Here is a 16502-nt window from a genome sequence, read left to right on the forward strand (position 1 = left end):
GGGCCGGGCCGGGCGGGTCGCGGTCCGCCCGCCCGTCCCGGCCCCCGCCCGCGGTTACTTCCGATAGCCGAGCAGCGTCATCATCCCCGACTCGGAGTGGTAGACGTTGTGGCAGTGGAGCATCCACAGGCCCGGGTTGTCGGCGTCGAAGTCCACGTCCAGCCGCTTGCCGGGCAGCACGATCGCCGTGTCCTTGCGCGGGCCCCCGCCCGGCAGGGCGAAGGTGTGGCCGTGCAGGTGCATGGGGTGCCACATCGTGGTCGCGTTGACAAAGGAGAGCCGCACCCGCTCGCCCGCCGCCACCGGGAGCCGCCGCGAGGGCGCGTACTTCTCCCCGTTGATCGCCCAGTCGTACTTGGCCATCGAACCGGTCAGCCGGAGCGTGACCGTGCGGTCGGGCTCGCGGTCACGCAGCCGCACGGCCCGGTCCGCCTTGAGCCGGTCGGCGGTGAGGAGCTGCCCGTCCAGCTCGCGCGGGCGCGCCGACGCGTCGGGGGCCGAACCGCCGCCCGTCCGCAGCAGCGCCAGCGCGGCCTCCTTCTTGCCCTCGGCCAGCGCCGTCAGCGGGAAGACGCCGTCCTTCGCCTCGACCAGAACGTCGTAGCGCTCGCCCATGCCCAGCAGCAGCGCGTCCGTCTCCGCGTGCTCGACGGGGAAGCCGTCGGTGTGGGTGACCGTCATCCGGTGGCCGCCGAGGGCGACGCGGAAGGCGGTGTCCCCGCCCGCGTTGACGAAGCGGATGCGGATCCGGTCGCCCGGCTTGGCCGCGAAGGTCTCGGGGTCGGCCGGCGCACGCCCGTTGACCAGGTAGTACGGGTAGGCGACGTCGCCCGCGTCCCCGCCGAGGAGGGGGCTGGTGGCGCCCATCAGCATGCGGGACGGCGACTTCTCCGATGCTGTGGATGCCCTGGATGTCGCCGATGTCATCGACATGTGGTGCATGCCGCCTCCGCCGCCCCCGCCGTGGCCCGTGCCGCCCCCGCCGTGGTCCATGCCCCCCATGTCGTGGTCCATGCCCTTGGCCAGCTCCGCCAGCACCGCGTCCGGCGTGCTGCCGTCCACCCCGTCCACCCAGTCGTCGAGGACGACGACCCACTCCTTGTCGTACTGCAGCGGCTCCTTGGGGTCCTCCACGATCAGCGGCGCGTACAGCCCGCGGTCCTGCTGGACGCCCGAGTGCGGGTGGAACCAGTACGTGCCGGGGTGCGCGACCGCGAAGCGGTAGGTGAACGACGCCCCCGCCCTGACCGGCTGTTGCGTGACGCCCGGCACGCCGTCCATGTCGTTGCGGAGTGCGAGCCCGTGCCAGTGCATCGAGGTGGGTTCGGGCAGGTGGTTGGCGAGGGTGAGGGCGAGCGTGTCGCCCGCGGTGACCCGGACCTCCTTGCCGGGCAGCCGGTCGCCGTAGGCCCAGGTGCCGACGGTACGGCCGCCCAGGTCGATCTGCGTGCGGGTGGCGGTGAGCCGGACGTCGCGGACGGGGCCGCTCCCGCGCTTCGCCTCGGCCGCGGCGACCTCCGCGCCGTCCGGCGCGACGAAGGCGGCGGGCGCGGCGGAGGGGGAGGAGGAGCCGCCGGAGCCGTCGGAGCAGGCGGCGAGCAGGCCGCTCCCGGCGGCGGCGAGGCCGGCGCCGAGCACGGCGCGGCGCGTGTGGGTACGGGTGTGCGTACGCATGGTGAGTGCACCTCTGAGGGATCGGTGAAGAAGGGGTAGGGACGCGTAGAGGCGCGCTCCTACACCCGCAGCACCGACAGCCGCGCGAGGGACTTGTGCCGCGGAGGCGGCGGGATCGGCCACAGGGCCCGCAGCAGCCGCACCCGGGCCGCGGCCACGGCTGCGGCGGGGCGGCGGAGGGCGGCGGTGACCAGCAGCAGGACGAGCGCCAGGAGAGCGGCGCCGAGGACGGCCAGGCAGACGGACATGGGGTCCATGCCGGGGGCGGAGAGGGGATCGCCGGCGATGGGGCCGGATGCGGGGGCGTGGGCGGCGGAGTGAGCCTGCGGATGCGCCCCGGCGGCCGCATGTGCCCCGGCGGCCGCATGCGTACCGGCCTTGTGGCCCGTACCCGCACCCGCGTGCCCCGTCGGATGTCCCAGCGTGTGCATCGTGACGATGCCCAGGAGCAGGGCGGAGAGCAGCAAAAGGCGCCCGCACCACGCGGCCGCCGTTCCCTGCTGTCCGTTCTGGATCACCCTCGCACCCTACCCCCGCGGGGTATGCCCGTTCCATGGCCCCGGAAATGGGATTATGGGGCGAAAACGATTGACGTACGGCTTGAAGGACGCTCCCCCTCCCATGACCATCACGGAACAGGTGAGGGACGACCGTCCCGTCGCCGCCGTCCCCGCACCGCCGACGGCCCCGCAGCCCCAGTTCATCTCGTGGGTGACCCTCGCGATGATGACCACGGCCTCCGTCGCCAACCTGCGGCCCTCGCCGTCCATGGCGCTCTACGGGCTCGCCGCCGTCTTCCTCTACCTCCTCCCGGCCGTCGTCTTCCTGCTGCCGACCGCCCTGGTCTCCGCCGAGCTGGCCTCGGGCTGGACCGGCGGCATCTACCGCTGGGTCAGCGAGGGGCTCTCCAAGCCGCTGGGCTTCCTGGCCGTGTGGTGCCAGTTCGCGATGACGATCGCCTACTACCCGAGCCTGCTGGCCTACGTGGCGAGCACCTTCGCCTACGTCGTCGACCCGCGGCTCGCCGACAACGGCGTCTACGTCGCCATCGTGATCGTCGTCGTCTACTGGGCCGGCGTGCTGATCTCCTCCCGCGGCACGAAGGCCGTGGCCGGGCTCTCCAGCATGGGCCTCGTCATCGGCACCCTGATCCCGGGCGTCGTCCTCGTCGTCCTCGGCCTGGTCTTCCTCGGCCAGGGCAACGCCTCCGCCGCGCCCATGGACAGCGGCCACCTCCTGCCGCCGTGGACCGGCCTGGCCAGCCTCGTGCTGATCGTGGGCAACTTCCTGTCGTACGCGGGCATGGAGATGAACGGCGTCCACGTCGCCTCGCTGCGCGAGCCCGGCCGGCAGTTCCCGCGCTCGGTGTTCGCGGCCACCGGCCTCGTCCTGCTGATCTTCATCCTGCCCGCCCTGGCCATCAGCTGGGTGATGCCCGGCGAGGACCTCAGTCTCACCGCCGGAGTGATGCAGGCCTTCCAGGGCTTCTTCGACCACTTCCACGTGGGCTGGCTGACCAAGGTCGTCGGCGTGCTGCTCGTCGCGGCGGCGCTCGGCGGCATGCTCGCGTGGCTGGCCGGGCCGTCCAAGGGGCTGCTGATGGTCGCCCGGCAGGAGGGCTACCTGCCGCCCGTGCTGCAGAAGCTCAACAAGAACGGCGTCCAGCGCAACATCATGGTCGCCCAGGGCGGGCTGACCACCGTCATCGCGCTCCTCTACGCGTTCGTCCCGGACGTCTCCAGCGCGTACTGGATCTTCTCCGTGATCACCACGCAGATCTACCTCGTCGTCTACCTGCTGATGTTCGCCGCCGCCGTGCGCCTGCGGGCCACCCAGCCGGACCGGCCGCGCGGCTTCCGCGTGCCCGCCCTGCACCTCGTCGCGGGCGTCGGCTTCGCGGCCTCGCTCGCCGCCATGTGCATCGGCTTCGTGCCGCCCGAGCAGTTCGGCGGCGGGCCGCTGTGGCGCTACCTGCTCACCGTCGGCGGCGGACTGCTCGTGCTCGGGTTCCTCGCGCCGCTCGCGTTCCTGAAGTTCCGCAAACCCCACTGGGTGGCACCGGAGCACCGGGAGAGCCTCGTCCGTTAGCTTGTCGGAGAGCGACGAGGGGGAGCCCATGAACAGCGCGAACGGCGGCAGCGGCGTGAACGGCACGGTGCGGCCGCGGACGTCGGGGAGCGAGACGGCCCGGCCGCCGGGGCGCATGCTGCGGGTCGGCGGGGTGCCGCTGCACGTGGTGCGCGAGGGGTCGGGGCCGGTGTGCGTGCTCAGCGCCGGGCTCGGCATGGGCTGGTTCGACTGGGAGCCCGTCGTGCCGCTCCTCACCCCGCACCGCACCGTCGTCCGCTTCGACCGGCCCGGCCTCGGCTTCAGCGCCCCGCCGCTGGAACCACCCACCGCCGCGGGCGAGGCCGACCGGATAGCCGGCGTCCTCGACGCGCTGGGCCTGCGCGAGCCCGCGACGGTCGTCGGCCACTCCCTGGCCGGCTTCCACGCCGAGGCCTTCGCCCGGCTGCACCCGCAGCGCACGGCCGGCATCGTGCTGGTCGACGGCAGCGTCGAGGAGGACGCCCGCCCCGCCCCCGCCCGCGAGCTGCGCACCACCGCCGCGCACGCCCGGGGCGTGGTCGTCGCCGCCGCGGGGCTGCCGCGCGCGCTCGGCCCGTCCCTGCGCCGGCTCACCGTCCGCGTCTCCTCCGTCAACCGCCAGGACCCCGCCCCGGCCGACCTGGTGCGGCGCACGTACGGCACCGGGCGGGTGGTGCGCGCCCTGCTGATGGAGAACGCCCGCTACCGCGACGTGGCCGCCGAGCTCGACGCCCTGCGCGAGAGCCGGCCCATGCCGCCCGTGCCCGTGAGCGTCCTCGCGGCCTCCCCGGGCACCGGCTCCTGGCTGGAACGCCGCTGGCTGGAGCGGCAGCGGGCGCTCGCCGAGCGCCTCGACGGCCGCTTCGAGGCGGTGGCCCCCGCGGGCCACCTGCTGATGTACGACCGCCCGCAGTCGGTGGCCACGGCCATCCTGGCGACCCCGCCGACCCGCTTCCACCGGCCGGACGGTTCCTGAGCCCGCCGCGGCCGGCGGCCGAGCGCACGGAACCAGCCCCTCCATCCCGTGTCCATCCGCCCCGCCCCAGGCGTTCGGAAGACGTCAAACCAGAGAAACCCGGGGTTTTGAGGTCCATCGCGGCGGAAAACCTCGTGGCGCGTTCGGTGCACCGCCGATTGAGGGACCGCCATGCCCGCCACGTACGTGTCCGGAACCGCCCCCGGGGCCCTGCCGCTCGTCGGTCACGCCTGGCCGCTGATGCGCAGGCCCCTCGACTTCCTCCGTTCCCTGCCCGCCCACGGCGACCTGGTGGAGATCCGCCTGGGCTCCGTCCCGGCCTACGTCCCCTGTCATCCCGAGCTGCTGCGGCAGGTGCTCTTCGACGACCGGACCTTCGACAAGGGAGGGGCGTTCTTCGCCCGGTTCCGGGACGTCGTCGGCAACGGCCTGGGCAGCTGCGAGCACCGGGACCACCGCCGCCAGCGCCGCCTGGTCCAGCCGTCGTTCCACCGCTCCCGCCTGGAGGGCTACGCGGAGGTGATGGCGGACGAGGCCGCCCGGCTGTCCGCGTCCTGGCACGGCGGCCAGGTCGTCGACGTCTTCCCCGCCATGTTCGGGCTCGCCCTGCGCACCGTCACCCGCAGCCTCTTCTCGGCCCATCTGGCCGAAGCGGACGTGGCCCGCCTGCAGGACTCCTTCCGCGTCGCGCTCAGCGGCCTCTTCCGGCGGATGTTCGTGCCCGGGCCGGTGCAGCGCCTGCCCCTGCCCGCGAACCGCCGCTACGCGCGGGCCCTCGCCGACCTGCACGGCACGGTCGACCGCCTCGTCACCGCGTACCGCCGCGGCGGGCAGGACCACGGCGACCTGCTGTCCACCCTGATCGCCGCCCGGGAGGAGGACGGCCGCGGGGGACTGACCGACGCCGAGATCCACGACCAGGTGACGACGATGGTCTTCGGGGGCTCGGAGACCGTGGCCGCGTCCCTGACCTGGTCGCTGTACGCCCTGGCCCGGCACCCGGAGGCCGCCCGGGAGCTGCACGCCGAACTCGACGCCGTCCTCGGCGACCGGGCCGTCACGCCCGCCGACCTCCCGCGCCTGCCCCGCACCGGCCAGGTCGTCACCGAATCGCTGCGCCTCTACCCGCCCGCATGGCTGTTCACCCGCGTCACGACGGTCCCGGTGGAGCTGGCCGGCCGCCGGCTGCCGCCCGGGACGACGATGGTCGTCAGCCCGCCGGTCGTCCACCACAGCCCCGCCGTGCACGCGTGCCCGGCGGAGTTCCGCCCCGACCGCTGGCCCGCGGACCAGCCCGGGCGGCCGCCCCGCGAAGGCTTCGCGATCTTCGGCGTCGGCGCCCGCAAGTGCATCGGCGACGTCTACGCCATGACCGAGGCGACGCTCACCCTGGCCACCCTCTGTCACCGCTGGCGGATGGAGTTCGCACCCGGCACGGACACCCGCCTGCCGCCCCTGGCCACGGTGCAGTACCCCCGGCGGCTGCTGGTGCGGCTCTCGGAGCGCGGGCCGGCCGCGGACCGACGGGCGGCCCGGCCGTGCGGCACCGGCGGGTGAGCAGGCAGTATGGGGTGGGGGCACCCCGGGCACCCCGGACTCCGCGTTCGGACTCACGCATGCAACGCGCCCGACATCATGTGGTGGGATGCTCTATGCCCCCCGACGTGCCCCGCGGCTTGGGAAGGGGCGGCCTGACCAGCGAGGATGGGTAGCTATGGATAAGCAGCAGGAGTTCGTGCTCCGCACTCTGGAAGAGCGCGACATCCGCTTCGTGCGGCTGTGGTTCACCGACGTGCTGGGCTATCTGAAGTCCGTGGCCGTCGCCCCCGCCGAGCTGGAGCAGGCCTTCGACGAGGGCATCGGCTTCGACGGCTCCGCGATCGAGGGCTTCGCGCGGGTCTACGAGTCCGACATGATCGCCAAGCCGGATCCGGGCACCTTCCAGATCCTGCCCTGGCGCGCCGAGGCCCCCGGCACCGCCCGGATGTTCTGCGACATCCTCATGCCCGACGGCTCGCCCTCCTACGCGGACCCGCGCTACGTCCTCAAGCGCATCCTCGCCAAGACCTCCGACCTCGGCTTCACCTTCTACACCCACCCCGAGATCGAGTTCTTCCTGCTCAAGGACAAGCCGGTGGACGGCACCCGCCCGGTGCCCGCCGACTCCTCCGGCTACTTCGACCACACCCCGCAGAACGTGGGCATGGACTTCCGCCGCCAGGCGATCACCATGCTCGAATCGATGGGCATCTCGGTCGAGTTCAGCCACCACGAGGGCGCCCCCGGCCAGCAGGAGATCGACCTGCGCTACGCCGACGCGCTCTCCACCGCCGACAACATCATGACCTTCCGGCTCGTGATGAAGCAGGTCGCGCTGGAGCAGGGCGTGCAGGCCACGTTCATGCCCAAGCCGTTCTCCGAGTACCCCGGCTCGGGCATGCACACCCACCTCTCCCTCTTCGAGGGCGACCGCAACGCCTTCTACGAGTCCGGCGCCGAGTACCAGCTCTCCAAGGTCGGCCGGTCCTTCATCGCCGGCCTGCTCCGGCACGCCGCGGAGACCTCCGCCGTCACCAACCAGTGGGTCAACTCCTACAAGCGCATCTGGGGCGGCTCGCAGCGCACCGCGGGCGCCGGCGGCGAGGCCCCCTCGTACATCTGCTGGGGCCACAACAACCGCTCCGCGCTCATCCGCGTCCCCATGTACAAGCCCGGCAAGACGGGGTCGACGCGCGTGGAGGTCCGCTCCATCGACTCCGGCGCCAACCCCTACCTGACCTACGCGGTCCTGCTGGCCGCGGGCCTCAAGGGCATCGAGGAGGGCTACGAGCTCCCGGCCGGCGCCGACGACGACGTGTGGGCGCTGTCCGACTCCGAGCGCCGCGCCATGGGCATCGAGCCGCTGCCGCAGAACCTCGGCGAGGCCATCGAGCTGATGGAGCGCAGCGAACTGGTGGCCGAGACCCTCGGCGAGCACGTCTTCGACTTCTTCCTGCGCAACAAGAAGCAGGAGTGGGAGGAGTACCGCTCGGAGGTCACGGCGTTCGAGCTGCGCAAGATGCTGCCGGTGCTGTAGGCGGGAGCCGGGGCCGCGGGGCCGCGAGGTCCCGCGGCTATCATGGCCGCAGCGCGCGAGCGAGAGGTGCCGATGACACTGCCTGAAGGGCGTCGCAGCAGCTCGTACACCCGGCTGCTGAAGTACGGCTTCACCGATCCGGCGGCCGCCGAGCGGCGGCTGGAGGCTCCGGCGCTCGCGGCGAGACGCACCGACCCCGTCCTGCTCGACGCCCTCGGCACCACCGCCGATCCCGACCTCGCGCTGCACGGCCTGGTGCGGCTCGCGGAGGCGCTGGACGCCAGGGACGGCGGCGACCGGCAGGCCCTGATGGACACGCTCGTCACCGCCAAGCCGCTGCGCGACCGGCTGCTCGGGGTCCTCGGCGCCTCCGAGGCCCTCGGCGACCACCTCGCCCGCCACCCCGGCGACTGGCACGCGCTCGTCACCTACGAGGCGGCCGATCTCAACCCGGGCGTACCGGAGTTCGAAAAGGCGCTGGCCGACGGCGCGCGCGGCGGCCGGGAGGCCGGGCTGGACGCCGCGGACGCCCTGCGCGCCGCCTACCGCCGCTGCCTGCTGACCATCGCCGCGCGGGACGTGTGCGGCACCACCGACGTCGCCCAGACCGCCGCCGAGCTCGCGGACCTGGCCACCGTCACCCTGCGCGCCGCCCTCGGCATCGCCGCCGAGGAGCAGCCCGGGGACGCCGCGGCCTGCAGGCTCGCGGTCATCGGCATGGGCAAGTGCGGCGGCGGGGAGCTCAATTACGTCTCGGACGTGGACGTCGTCTTCGTGGCGGAGGCGAAGGAGGGGACGGCCGAGGGCGCCGCCCTGCAGGCCGCCACGCGGCTGGCCTCGCGGATGATGCGCGTCTGCTCCGACGTCACGCCCGAGGGCACCATCTGGCCCGTGGACGCCAACCTGCGGCCCGAGGGCCGCAACGGCCCCCTCGTGCGCACCCTCTCCAGCCACCTCGCCTACTACCAACGCTGGGCCAAGACCTGGGAGTTCCAGGCCCTGCTCAAGGCCCGCCCGGTCGCCGGGGACCTCGCCCTGGGCCGGGCCTACACGGACGCCCTCGCCCCCCTGGTGTGGCAGGCCGCCGAGCGCGAGAACTTCGTGCCCGACGTGCAGCAGATGCGTCGCCGCGTCATCGCCTCCATCCCCGCCGGCCAGGTCGACCGCGAGCTCAAGCTGGGCCCGGGCGGCCTGCGCGACGTCGAGTTCGCCGTGCAGCTGCTGCAGCTCGTCCACGGCCGCGGCGACGCCACGCTGCGCGCCTCCGGCACCCTCGACGCCCTGACCGCCCTGGCCGCGGGCGGTTACGTGGGCCGCTCCGACGCCGCCGCGCTCGACGCCGCCTACCGCTTCCTGCGCACGATGGAGCACCACATCCAGCTCCACCGCCTGCGCCGCACGCACCTGATGCCGGAGGCCGAGGCCGACCAGCGCCGCCTCGGCCGGTCCCTCGCCCGCGTCCTGCAGTGGCCGCCGGGCACGGAGCCGGTCGACGGCCTCGGCCGCGAGTGGAAGCGGCACGCGCGCGAGGTGCGCCGGCTGCACGAGAAGCTCTTCTACCGGCCGCTGCTGGACGCCGTCGCCCAGCTGGAGCCCGGCGAGATCCGGCTCAGCGCCAAGGAGGCGGGCAACCGCCTGCAGGCCCTCGGCTATGCCGACCCCGCCGCCGCCCTGCGCCACCTGGAGGCGCTCGCCTCGGGCGTGTCCCGCAAGGCCGCCATCCAGCGCACCCTGCTGCCCGTCCTGCTCGGCTGGTTCGCCGACTCCGCCGACCCCGACGCCGGCCTGCTCAACTTCCACAAGGTCTCCGACGCCCTCGGCCGCACCCCCTGGTACCTGCGGCTGCTGCGCGACGAGGGCGCCGCCGCCGAGAACCTCGCCCGCGTGCTCTCCGCCGGCCGCCTCGCCCCCGACCTGCTGCTGCGCGCCCCCGAGGCCGTGGCCCTGCTCGGCGACCCCGAGGGCCTGCGCCCCCGCGGCCGGGAGGCCCTCGAACAGGAGACGCTGGCCGCCGTCAACCGCTCGGAGGGCGCCGAGGCCGCGATCGTCGCCGTCCGCGGGGTCCGCCGCCGCGAGCTGTTCCGCACCGCCGCCTCGGACATCATCGGGGCCTACGGGCGCAACGGCTCCCAGGGCGCGGGCACGCCCAACGGCGAGCGCGACCCCCACGTCCGCGTCGACACCGTCGGCGACGCCGTCTCCGACCTCAACGCCGCCGCCGTCGCGGGCGCCCTGCGCGCCGCGGTGCGCGCCGAGTGGGGCGAGACCCTGCCCACGCGCTTCGCCGTCATCGGCATGGGCCGCTTCGGCGGCCACGAGCAGGGCTACGGCTCGGACGCCGACGTGCTCTTCGTGCACGAGCCCCGCGAGGGCGTCCCCGACGAGGAGGCGGCCAAGGCGGCCTCCGCCGTCGCGGGGGAGATGCGCCGCCTCCTCCAACTTCCCACGACCGATCCGCCCCTGCACATCGACGCGGACCTGCGGCCCGAGGGCAAGTCGGGCCCCATCGTGCGCAGCCTCGCCTCGTACGCCGCCTACTACCGGCGCTGGTCGCTGGTGTGGGAGAGCCAGGCGCTGCTGCGCGCCAAGCCGGTCGCGGGCGACGCCGAGCTGGGGCAGCGGTTCATCGACCTGATCGACCCGCTGCGCTATCCCGCCGAGGGCCTCGGCGAGGACGCGGTGCGCGAGATCCGGCGGCTCAAGGCCCGCATGGAGCGCGAGCGCCTGCCGCGCGGCGCGGACCCCACGACCCACACCAAGCTCGGGCGCGGCGGCCTGTCGGACGTGGAGTGGACCGTCCAGCTGCTGCAGCTGCGGCACGCCTGGGCCGAGCCCGGGCTGCGCACGACCCGCACCCGCGAGGCGCTCGCCGCGGCCTGCGCCGCCGAGCTGCTGAGCACGGAGGCGGCTGCCATCCTGGATGATGCGTGGGTTCTCGCGACGAGCGTGCGCAATGCGGTCATGCTCGTGCGCGGCCGGTCCGGGGACACCTTCCCCACGGAGCCGCGGGAGCTCGCGGCCGTGGGCCGCTACCTCGGCTACGAGCCGGGCCACGTGGGGGACATGCTCGACGAATACCGGCGGACGACGCGGCGCGCCCGCGCCGTCGTGGACGAGCTGTTCTACGGGGCGTGAGCCGCGGCCGGGGGCCGCGGTCGCCGGGCCCCGGCGGGGCTACGCCACGCGCCGCGCGAGCCGGCCCGGCGTCGCCCCGAACCACGCGAAGGAGACGGCGAAGCCGAACGAGAGGCAGAGCAGGCCCCCCACGGCGTCGAGCCAGAAGTGGTTGGCCGTCGCCACGATGACCACCAGCGTGGCGAACGGATACAGCAGGCCGAGGACCTTCGCCCACACCGGGCGCGCCACCATCGCGATGATGACGCCGCACCAGGTGGACCAGCCGATGTGCATCGACGGCATCGCCGCGTACTGGTTGGACATGTCGGCCAGGTTGCCCGAGGCCATGGAGCCCCAGGTGTGGTGCACCACGACGGTGTCGACGAAGCTCTCGCCCAGCATCAGCCGGGGCGGGGCCAGGGGGAAGAGGTAATAGCCGAGCAACGCCACGGCCGTGGTGGCGAAGAGGGCCAGCCGGGCGGCGGAATAACGGCCCGGATGCCATCGGTAGAGCCACACCAGCACACCGATCGTCAGCACGAAGTGCAAGGTGGCGTAGTAGTAGTTCATGCCCACGATCAGCCACGTCACCGAATTCACCGCGTGGTTGATCGAATTCTCCACGGCGATCTGCAGTGTGTGCTCGGCCCGCCATATCCAGTCCGCGTTGCGGAGGGCTGCCGCCCGCTGCTCGGGAACGGCGTTGCGCACCAGGGAGTACGTCCAGTAACTCACCGCGATCAGCAGCACCTCGAACCACAGACGCGGCCTGCGCGGAGCACGAAGCCTCCGCAGGCCGGTCCGCTGCTCGGTGGCACCGTCCGCCGACGGCCTGTCCGCTCGCTCCTCGGTGGGTGGCGGGGCGGCCGTCCGGCCTTCCAGTGTCCTTGCCGTCGCTTCACCCATAGGGAAACAGTCTGCCAGAAACCGGCCTGCGGCAGATCATCCCCAAGTCTGGTCTTCGCCCGCTTTCGGCCGGGTTTCCGGGACCGATGCGGTTGAACCCCGAACCACCAGTTCGGGGAGGAAGACGAACTCGCTGTGCGGCGCCGGGGTGCCGCCGATCTCCTCCAGCAGCGCGCGCACCGCGGCCTGCCCCATCGACTGCACCGGCTGCCGGATCGTCGTCAGCGGCGGGTCCGTGAAGGCGATGAGCGGCGAGTCGTCGAAGCCGACGACCGAGACGTCGCGCGGGACCTCCAGGCCGTGCTGACGGGCCGCCCGGATCACGCCCAGCGCCATCATGTCGCTCGCGCACACCACGGCCGTGCAGCCGCGCTCGATGAGCGCCGCTGCCGCCGCCTGACCACCCTCCAGCGTGAACAGCGAGTGCTGCACCAGCTGCTCGGCCTCGGCCTCCGCCAGGCCCAGCTCCTCGCGCATGCTGCGCAGGAACCCCTCGATCTTGCGCTGCACCGGCACGTACCGCCGCGGCCCCAGCGCCAGGCCGATCCGCCGGTGCCCCAGTGCGGCCAAATGGGTGACGGCCAGCCGCACCGCGGCCCGGTCGTCCGGCGAGACGAACGGCGCCCGCACCTTCGACGAGAAGCCGTTGATCAGCACGAACGGCACGCCCTGGGCCCGCAGCCGCTCGTAGCGCTGCATGTCCGCCGAGGTGTCGGCGTGCAGCCCGGAGACGAAGATGATGCCGGAGACCCCGCGGTCGACGAGCATCTCCGTGAGCTCGTCCTCCGTGGAGCCGCCGGGCGTCTGCGTGGCCAGCACCGGGGTGTAGCCCTGGCGCGTCAGGGCCTGGCCTATCACCTGGGCGAAGGCCGGGAATATGGGGTTGTCCAGCTCGGGCGTGATCAGCCCGACCAGGCCCGCGCTGCGCTGCCGCAGCCGTACGGGGCGCTCGTAGCCCAGGACGTCGAGCGCGGCCAGCACGGACTCGCGGGTGGAGGCGGCGACCCCCGGCTTCCCGTTGAGTACCCGGCTGACGGTTGCTTCGCTGACACCCGCTTGGGCTGCGATATCGGCCAGCCGTGCGGTCACAGGACTGGACCTTACCGGTCGCATTTCAGACTGCCCACCAAACACATGAATCAGAGGGGATACGGACCGTACCACCGGTGAATTCCAAGGCGGCCGTGGCCAGCACCGGGCGGCCCGGCACCGGCATCCCGACCTCCTCGTCGCTCGTGTTCAGCGTGCACACCAGGCCCGGCCGGGCGAAGGCCAGCACGCCCTCGGGCGCCTCCAGCCACGTCATCTCCCCGTCGCCCAGGCCCGGCAGCTCGTGGCGCAGGGCGAGCGCCGAGCGGTAGAGCTCCAGCGTCGAGCGCGGGTCCCCGGACTGCGCCGCCACCGACAGCTCCGCCCACTGCTCCGGCTGCGGCAGCCAGCTGCCGCCCGGCCCGAAGCCGTACGGGGCGGCCCCGCCCGACCACGGGATCGGCACCCGGCAGCCGTCGCGCGTGCCGTCCTGCCCGTCGCCGCGGAAGAACGCCGGGTCCTGGCGCACCTCGTCCGGCAGGTCCACGACCTCCGGCAGGCCCAGCTCCTCGCCCTGGTAGACGTACGCCGAGCCCGGCAGGGCCAGCATCAGCAGCGCCGCCGCCCGCGCCCGCGCCAGGCCGCGCTCCCCGCCGCCGTAGCGCGTGGTGTGCCGCACCACGTCGTGGTTGGAGAGCACCCAGGTCGTGGGCGCGCCCACCGAGCGGGTCGCCGCCAGCGAGTCGTCGATCACCGCGCGCATCGAGCCGGCGCCCCAGTCGCAGGTCAGGAACTGGAAGTTGAACGCCTGGTGCAGCTCGTCCGGGCGCACGTACAGCGCGAGCCGCTCCGAGGTCGGCGCCCACGCCTCCGCCACGCCGATCCGCTCGCCCGGGTAGGAGTCCAGCAGCCGCCGCCAGGCGCGGTGGATCTCGTGCACCCCGTCCTGGTCGAAGAAGGGCAGCACCTGGGCCCCGATGAGCTTCGCCTGCTCGCTCAGCCCGATGTCCGGCAGCCCCGGCGCCTTGACCATGCCGTGCGCGACGTCGATGCGGAAGCCGTCCACGCCCAGGTCCAGCCAGAACCGCAGCACGGACTCGAATTCCTCGCGGACCTCCCGGTTCTCCCAGTTGAGGTCGGGCTGCTCGGGTGCGAACAGGTGCAGGTACCACTCGCCGGGCGTGCCGTCCGGGCGCGCCGTGCGCGTCCACGCCGGGCCGCCGAAGACCGACTCCCAGTCGTTCGGCGGCAGTTCCCCGGCCGTGCCGCGGCCCGGCCGGAAGTGGTAGCGCTCCCGCGCCGGACCGCCCTCTCTGTCGGCGAGGGCCGCCCGGAACCAGGCGTGCTGGTCGGAGGTGTGGTTGGGCACGATGTCGACGATCACCCGCAGGCCCAGCCGGTGCGCCTCCCGCACCAGGTCGTCCGCGTCGGACAGGTCCCCGAACAGCGGGTCCACGGCCCGGTAGTCCGCGACGTCGTAGCCGCCGTCCGCCTGCGGCGAGGCGAAGAACGGCGTGAGCCACACCGCGTCCACGCCCAGCTCGGCCAGGTACGGCAGGCGGTCGCGGATCCCGCGCAGGTCGCCGATGCCGTCGCCGTCGCTGTCGGCGAACGAGCGCACGTACACCTGGTAGATGACGGCGCTGCGCCACCATCCCTCGGATACGGCCTCGGACGGGGCGGCGGCGGCCGGGCGGACGGAGGGCGCGAGGTCCTGGGTCATGTACGTCCTATCGATTCGGTTGCGGAGGCGGAAGCGGTGGATCCCGTGGATCCCAACGGGTCAACGACGGCGGGCGGACAAGGTCAGCGGGTGCCGGTGGCGGTCAGCCCTTGGTGCCGCCCGCGGTCAGGCCGGCCACCAGGTGCCGCTGGGCGACGAAGAACACCAGGGCCGCCGGAATGGTGATCAGCACGGCCGCGGCCGTCATCAGGCCCCACTCGGCCTTCTGCTGGCCGACGAACGTCTGCAGGCCCACGGCGAGGGTGTAGTGCTCCTCGCTGCTCATGAACTGGGTGGCGAAGGCGACCTCGCCCCAGGCGGTGATGAAGGAGTAGAAGCCGGTCACGGCCAGGCCCGGGCGGGCGAGCGGCACGATGAGCCGCCAGAACGTCCCGAAGGGGGTCAGCCCGTCCACCCGCCCCGCCTCGTCGATCTCGACGGGGACGGTGTCGAAGTACCCCTTGAGCATCCACGCGCAGAACGGTACGGAGATCGAGCAGTACGTCACGATCAGCCCGGTGTAGGAGTCCAGGAGTTCCAGCTCACCGAGAATGTTGTACAGCGGCACGATCAGCACCGCCATCGGGAACATCTGAACGACCAGGAAGGTCCACATCAGCGGCCGGTGACCGGGGAAGCGCATCCGCGAGACGGCGTAGCCGGCGGTCGCCGCGATGAGCACGCCGAGGACGGTCGCCCCCAGCGCCACGATCACCGAATTGCCGAACCACGTCAGGAACTTGGTCTCCCCGAGGATGTGGCTGTAGTTGGAGACGTCGAAGCCGACCAGCCGCGTGGGCTCCTGCCAGCCGTCGCGCCCCCGCAGCGAGACGAAGACGATGAAGGCGATCGGGAACACCGACACCAGGCTCGCGGCGACCAGCGCCGTGTGCAGCGCGGCCGACGCCGTGCGCGAGCGCTGCTCGCGCGGGCGGTGCCGGAGGGGGCGTGCGGGCTGGGCGGTGCTCATCGCACTGCCTCCTGTCGGGTGAGCATCCGGCGGTAGAAGACGGCGAAGACCAGCAGCAGCGAGAGGATGAGGATGCCGTACGTGGCCGAGCCCGCGTAGTCGCGGACGCCCTGGAAGGCGAGCCGGTAGGCGTAGGTCACGAGGATCTCGCTCTCGGAGCTCGCGCCCTGCCCGATCAGCAGGTAGATGACCTGGAACATGTTGAACGTCCAGATCACGCCGAGCAGGATCACCGTCCCGCTCACGGACTTCAGCCCCGGCAGCGTCACGTGCCGGAAACGCTGCCAGGGGGTGGCGCCGTCCATCTCCGCGGCCTCGTGCAGCTCCCGCGGGATGGACTGCAGCCCGCCCAGGATCGCGACCATCATGAACGGCACGCCCAGCCAGACGTTCACCGCCACCGCCGACACCTTCTGCAGCGTCGCGTCGCCCAGCCAGTCCACCGGGTCCATGCCCAGCTTCGTCAGGAAGGCGTTGAGCACGCCGTACTTCTCGTTGAACATCAGCCGCCAGGAGAAGGTGGCGACGAAGGCCGGCACCGCCCACGGCAGGATCAGCAGCACCCGGTACAGCGCCCGGAACCGCATCGGCCGGTTGAGCAGGAGGGCGAGCCCGAGACCGAGCGTGTAGTGCAGGAACACGCACGACGCGGTCCACACCACCGTCCAGCCGAGGCGGGAGTAGAAGTGTCCCTCCTGCCCGGAGAGCACCTTCCAGTAGTTGTCCAGGCCGACCGACTTGTAGGTCGCCTCTATGTGGTTGACCCCGATGGTGCGCGCGACGTTCGCCTCGTTGGCGTCGGTGAAGGACAGGTAGACGCCCTTGCCCAGCGGGTAGCCGACGAGGACCGCGAGGACGATGACGACGGGCAGCACCATCGCCCACGCGTACCAGTGGGTGCCGAAGGATCGCCGGACCGTGGTGACGACTGTGGCCATCAGGC

At 72.9% G+C, this 16502-nt stretch carries 12 protein-coding genes; 5 read left to right on the top strand and 7 right to left on the bottom strand.

What is annotated here, in order from left to right; translation table 11 throughout:
* Positions 1–54 precede the first annotated feature (54 nt).
* Entirely contained in the window at positions 55–1674 is a 1620-nt protein-coding gene (locus AS857_RS20245) for a multicopper oxidase family protein (protein WP_058044705.1), read from the bottom strand.
* 59 nt (positions 1675–1733) lie between these two features.
* Entirely contained in the window at positions 1734–2192 is a 459-nt protein-coding gene (locus tag AS857_RS20250; protein ID WP_245700362.1) for a DUF6153 family protein, read from the bottom strand.
* Positions 2193–2295: 103 nt separating this feature from the next.
* On the opposite strand from AS857_RS20250, the gene gadC reads away from it, so the two are divergent.
* From gadC to AS857_RS20275, 5 genes are all read left to right on the top strand, one after another.
* Entirely contained in the window at positions 2296–3762 is a 1467-nt protein-coding gene (gene gadC, locus AS857_RS20255; protein ID WP_058044706.1) for a glutamate/gamma-aminobutyrate antiporter GadC, read from the top strand.
* 115 nt (positions 3763–3877) lie between these two features.
* Complete coding sequence (locus AS857_RS20260; RefSeq protein ID WP_058046933.1) at positions 3878–4738, top strand: alpha/beta fold hydrolase; 861 nt, start codon at positions 3878–3880, stop codon at positions 4736–4738.
* Positions 4739–4909: 171 nt separating this feature from the next.
* A complete protein-coding gene (locus AS857_RS20265) occupies positions 4910–6295 on the top strand; it encodes a cytochrome P450 (protein WP_058044707.1) in 1386 nt (461 codons plus the stop codon).
* 157 nt (positions 6296–6452) lie between these two features.
* Positions 6453–7814, top strand: coding sequence for a type I glutamate--ammonia ligase (gene glnA / locus AS857_RS20270; RefSeq protein WP_058044708.1), 1362 nt, complete (start codon positions 6453–6455; stop codon positions 7812–7814).
* 72 nt (positions 7815–7886) lie between these two features.
* Complete coding sequence (locus tag AS857_RS20275) at positions 7887–10949, top strand: bifunctional [glutamine synthetase] adenylyltransferase/[glutamine synthetase]-adenylyl-L-tyrosine phosphorylase (protein WP_058044709.1); 3063 nt, start codon at positions 7887–7889, stop codon at positions 10947–10949.
* Positions 10950–10988: 39 nt separating this feature from the next.
* Here the strand turns inward: AS857_RS20275 and AS857_RS20280 are convergent, their stop codons facing one another.
* From AS857_RS20280 to AS857_RS20300, 5 genes are all read right to left on the bottom strand, one after another.
* On the bottom strand, positions 10989–11837 hold the full coding sequence (locus AS857_RS20280; RefSeq protein WP_079110522.1) for a phosphatase PAP2 family protein: 849 nt from the start codon (positions 11835–11837) through the stop codon (positions 10989–10991).
* Between the two features lie 36 nt (positions 11838–11873).
* Positions 11874–12926 carry a LacI family DNA-binding transcriptional regulator gene (locus AS857_RS20285; protein ID WP_058044710.1) on the bottom strand — a complete coding sequence of 351 codons (1053 nt, stop codon included), beginning with the start codon at positions 12924–12926 and terminating at the stop codon, positions 11874–11876.
* Positions 12927–12951: 25 nt separating this feature from the next.
* Positions 12952–14589, bottom strand: a complete 1638-nt coding sequence (locus AS857_RS20290) for a glycoside hydrolase family 13 protein (RefSeq protein ID WP_058044711.1) — start codon at positions 14587–14589, stop codon at positions 12952–12954.
* Positions 14590–14692: 103 nt separating this feature from the next.
* A complete protein-coding gene (locus AS857_RS20295; RefSeq protein WP_058044712.1) occupies positions 14693–15559 on the bottom strand; it encodes a sugar ABC transporter permease in 867 nt (288 codons plus the stop codon).
* Positions 15556–16497, bottom strand: a complete 942-nt coding sequence (locus AS857_RS20300) for a carbohydrate ABC transporter permease (protein ID WP_058044713.1) — start codon at positions 16495–16497, stop codon at positions 15556–15558. The genes AS857_RS20295 and AS857_RS20300 overlap by 4 nt, the downstream gene beginning before the upstream one ends.
* Positions 16498–16502 lie beyond the last annotated feature (5 nt).

Source organism: Streptomyces roseifaciens (assembly GCF_001445655.1).
In the GTDB taxonomy this organism is placed as follows: Bacteria; Actinomycetota; Actinomycetes; order Streptomycetales; family Streptomycetaceae; genus Streptomyces; species Streptomyces aureoversilis.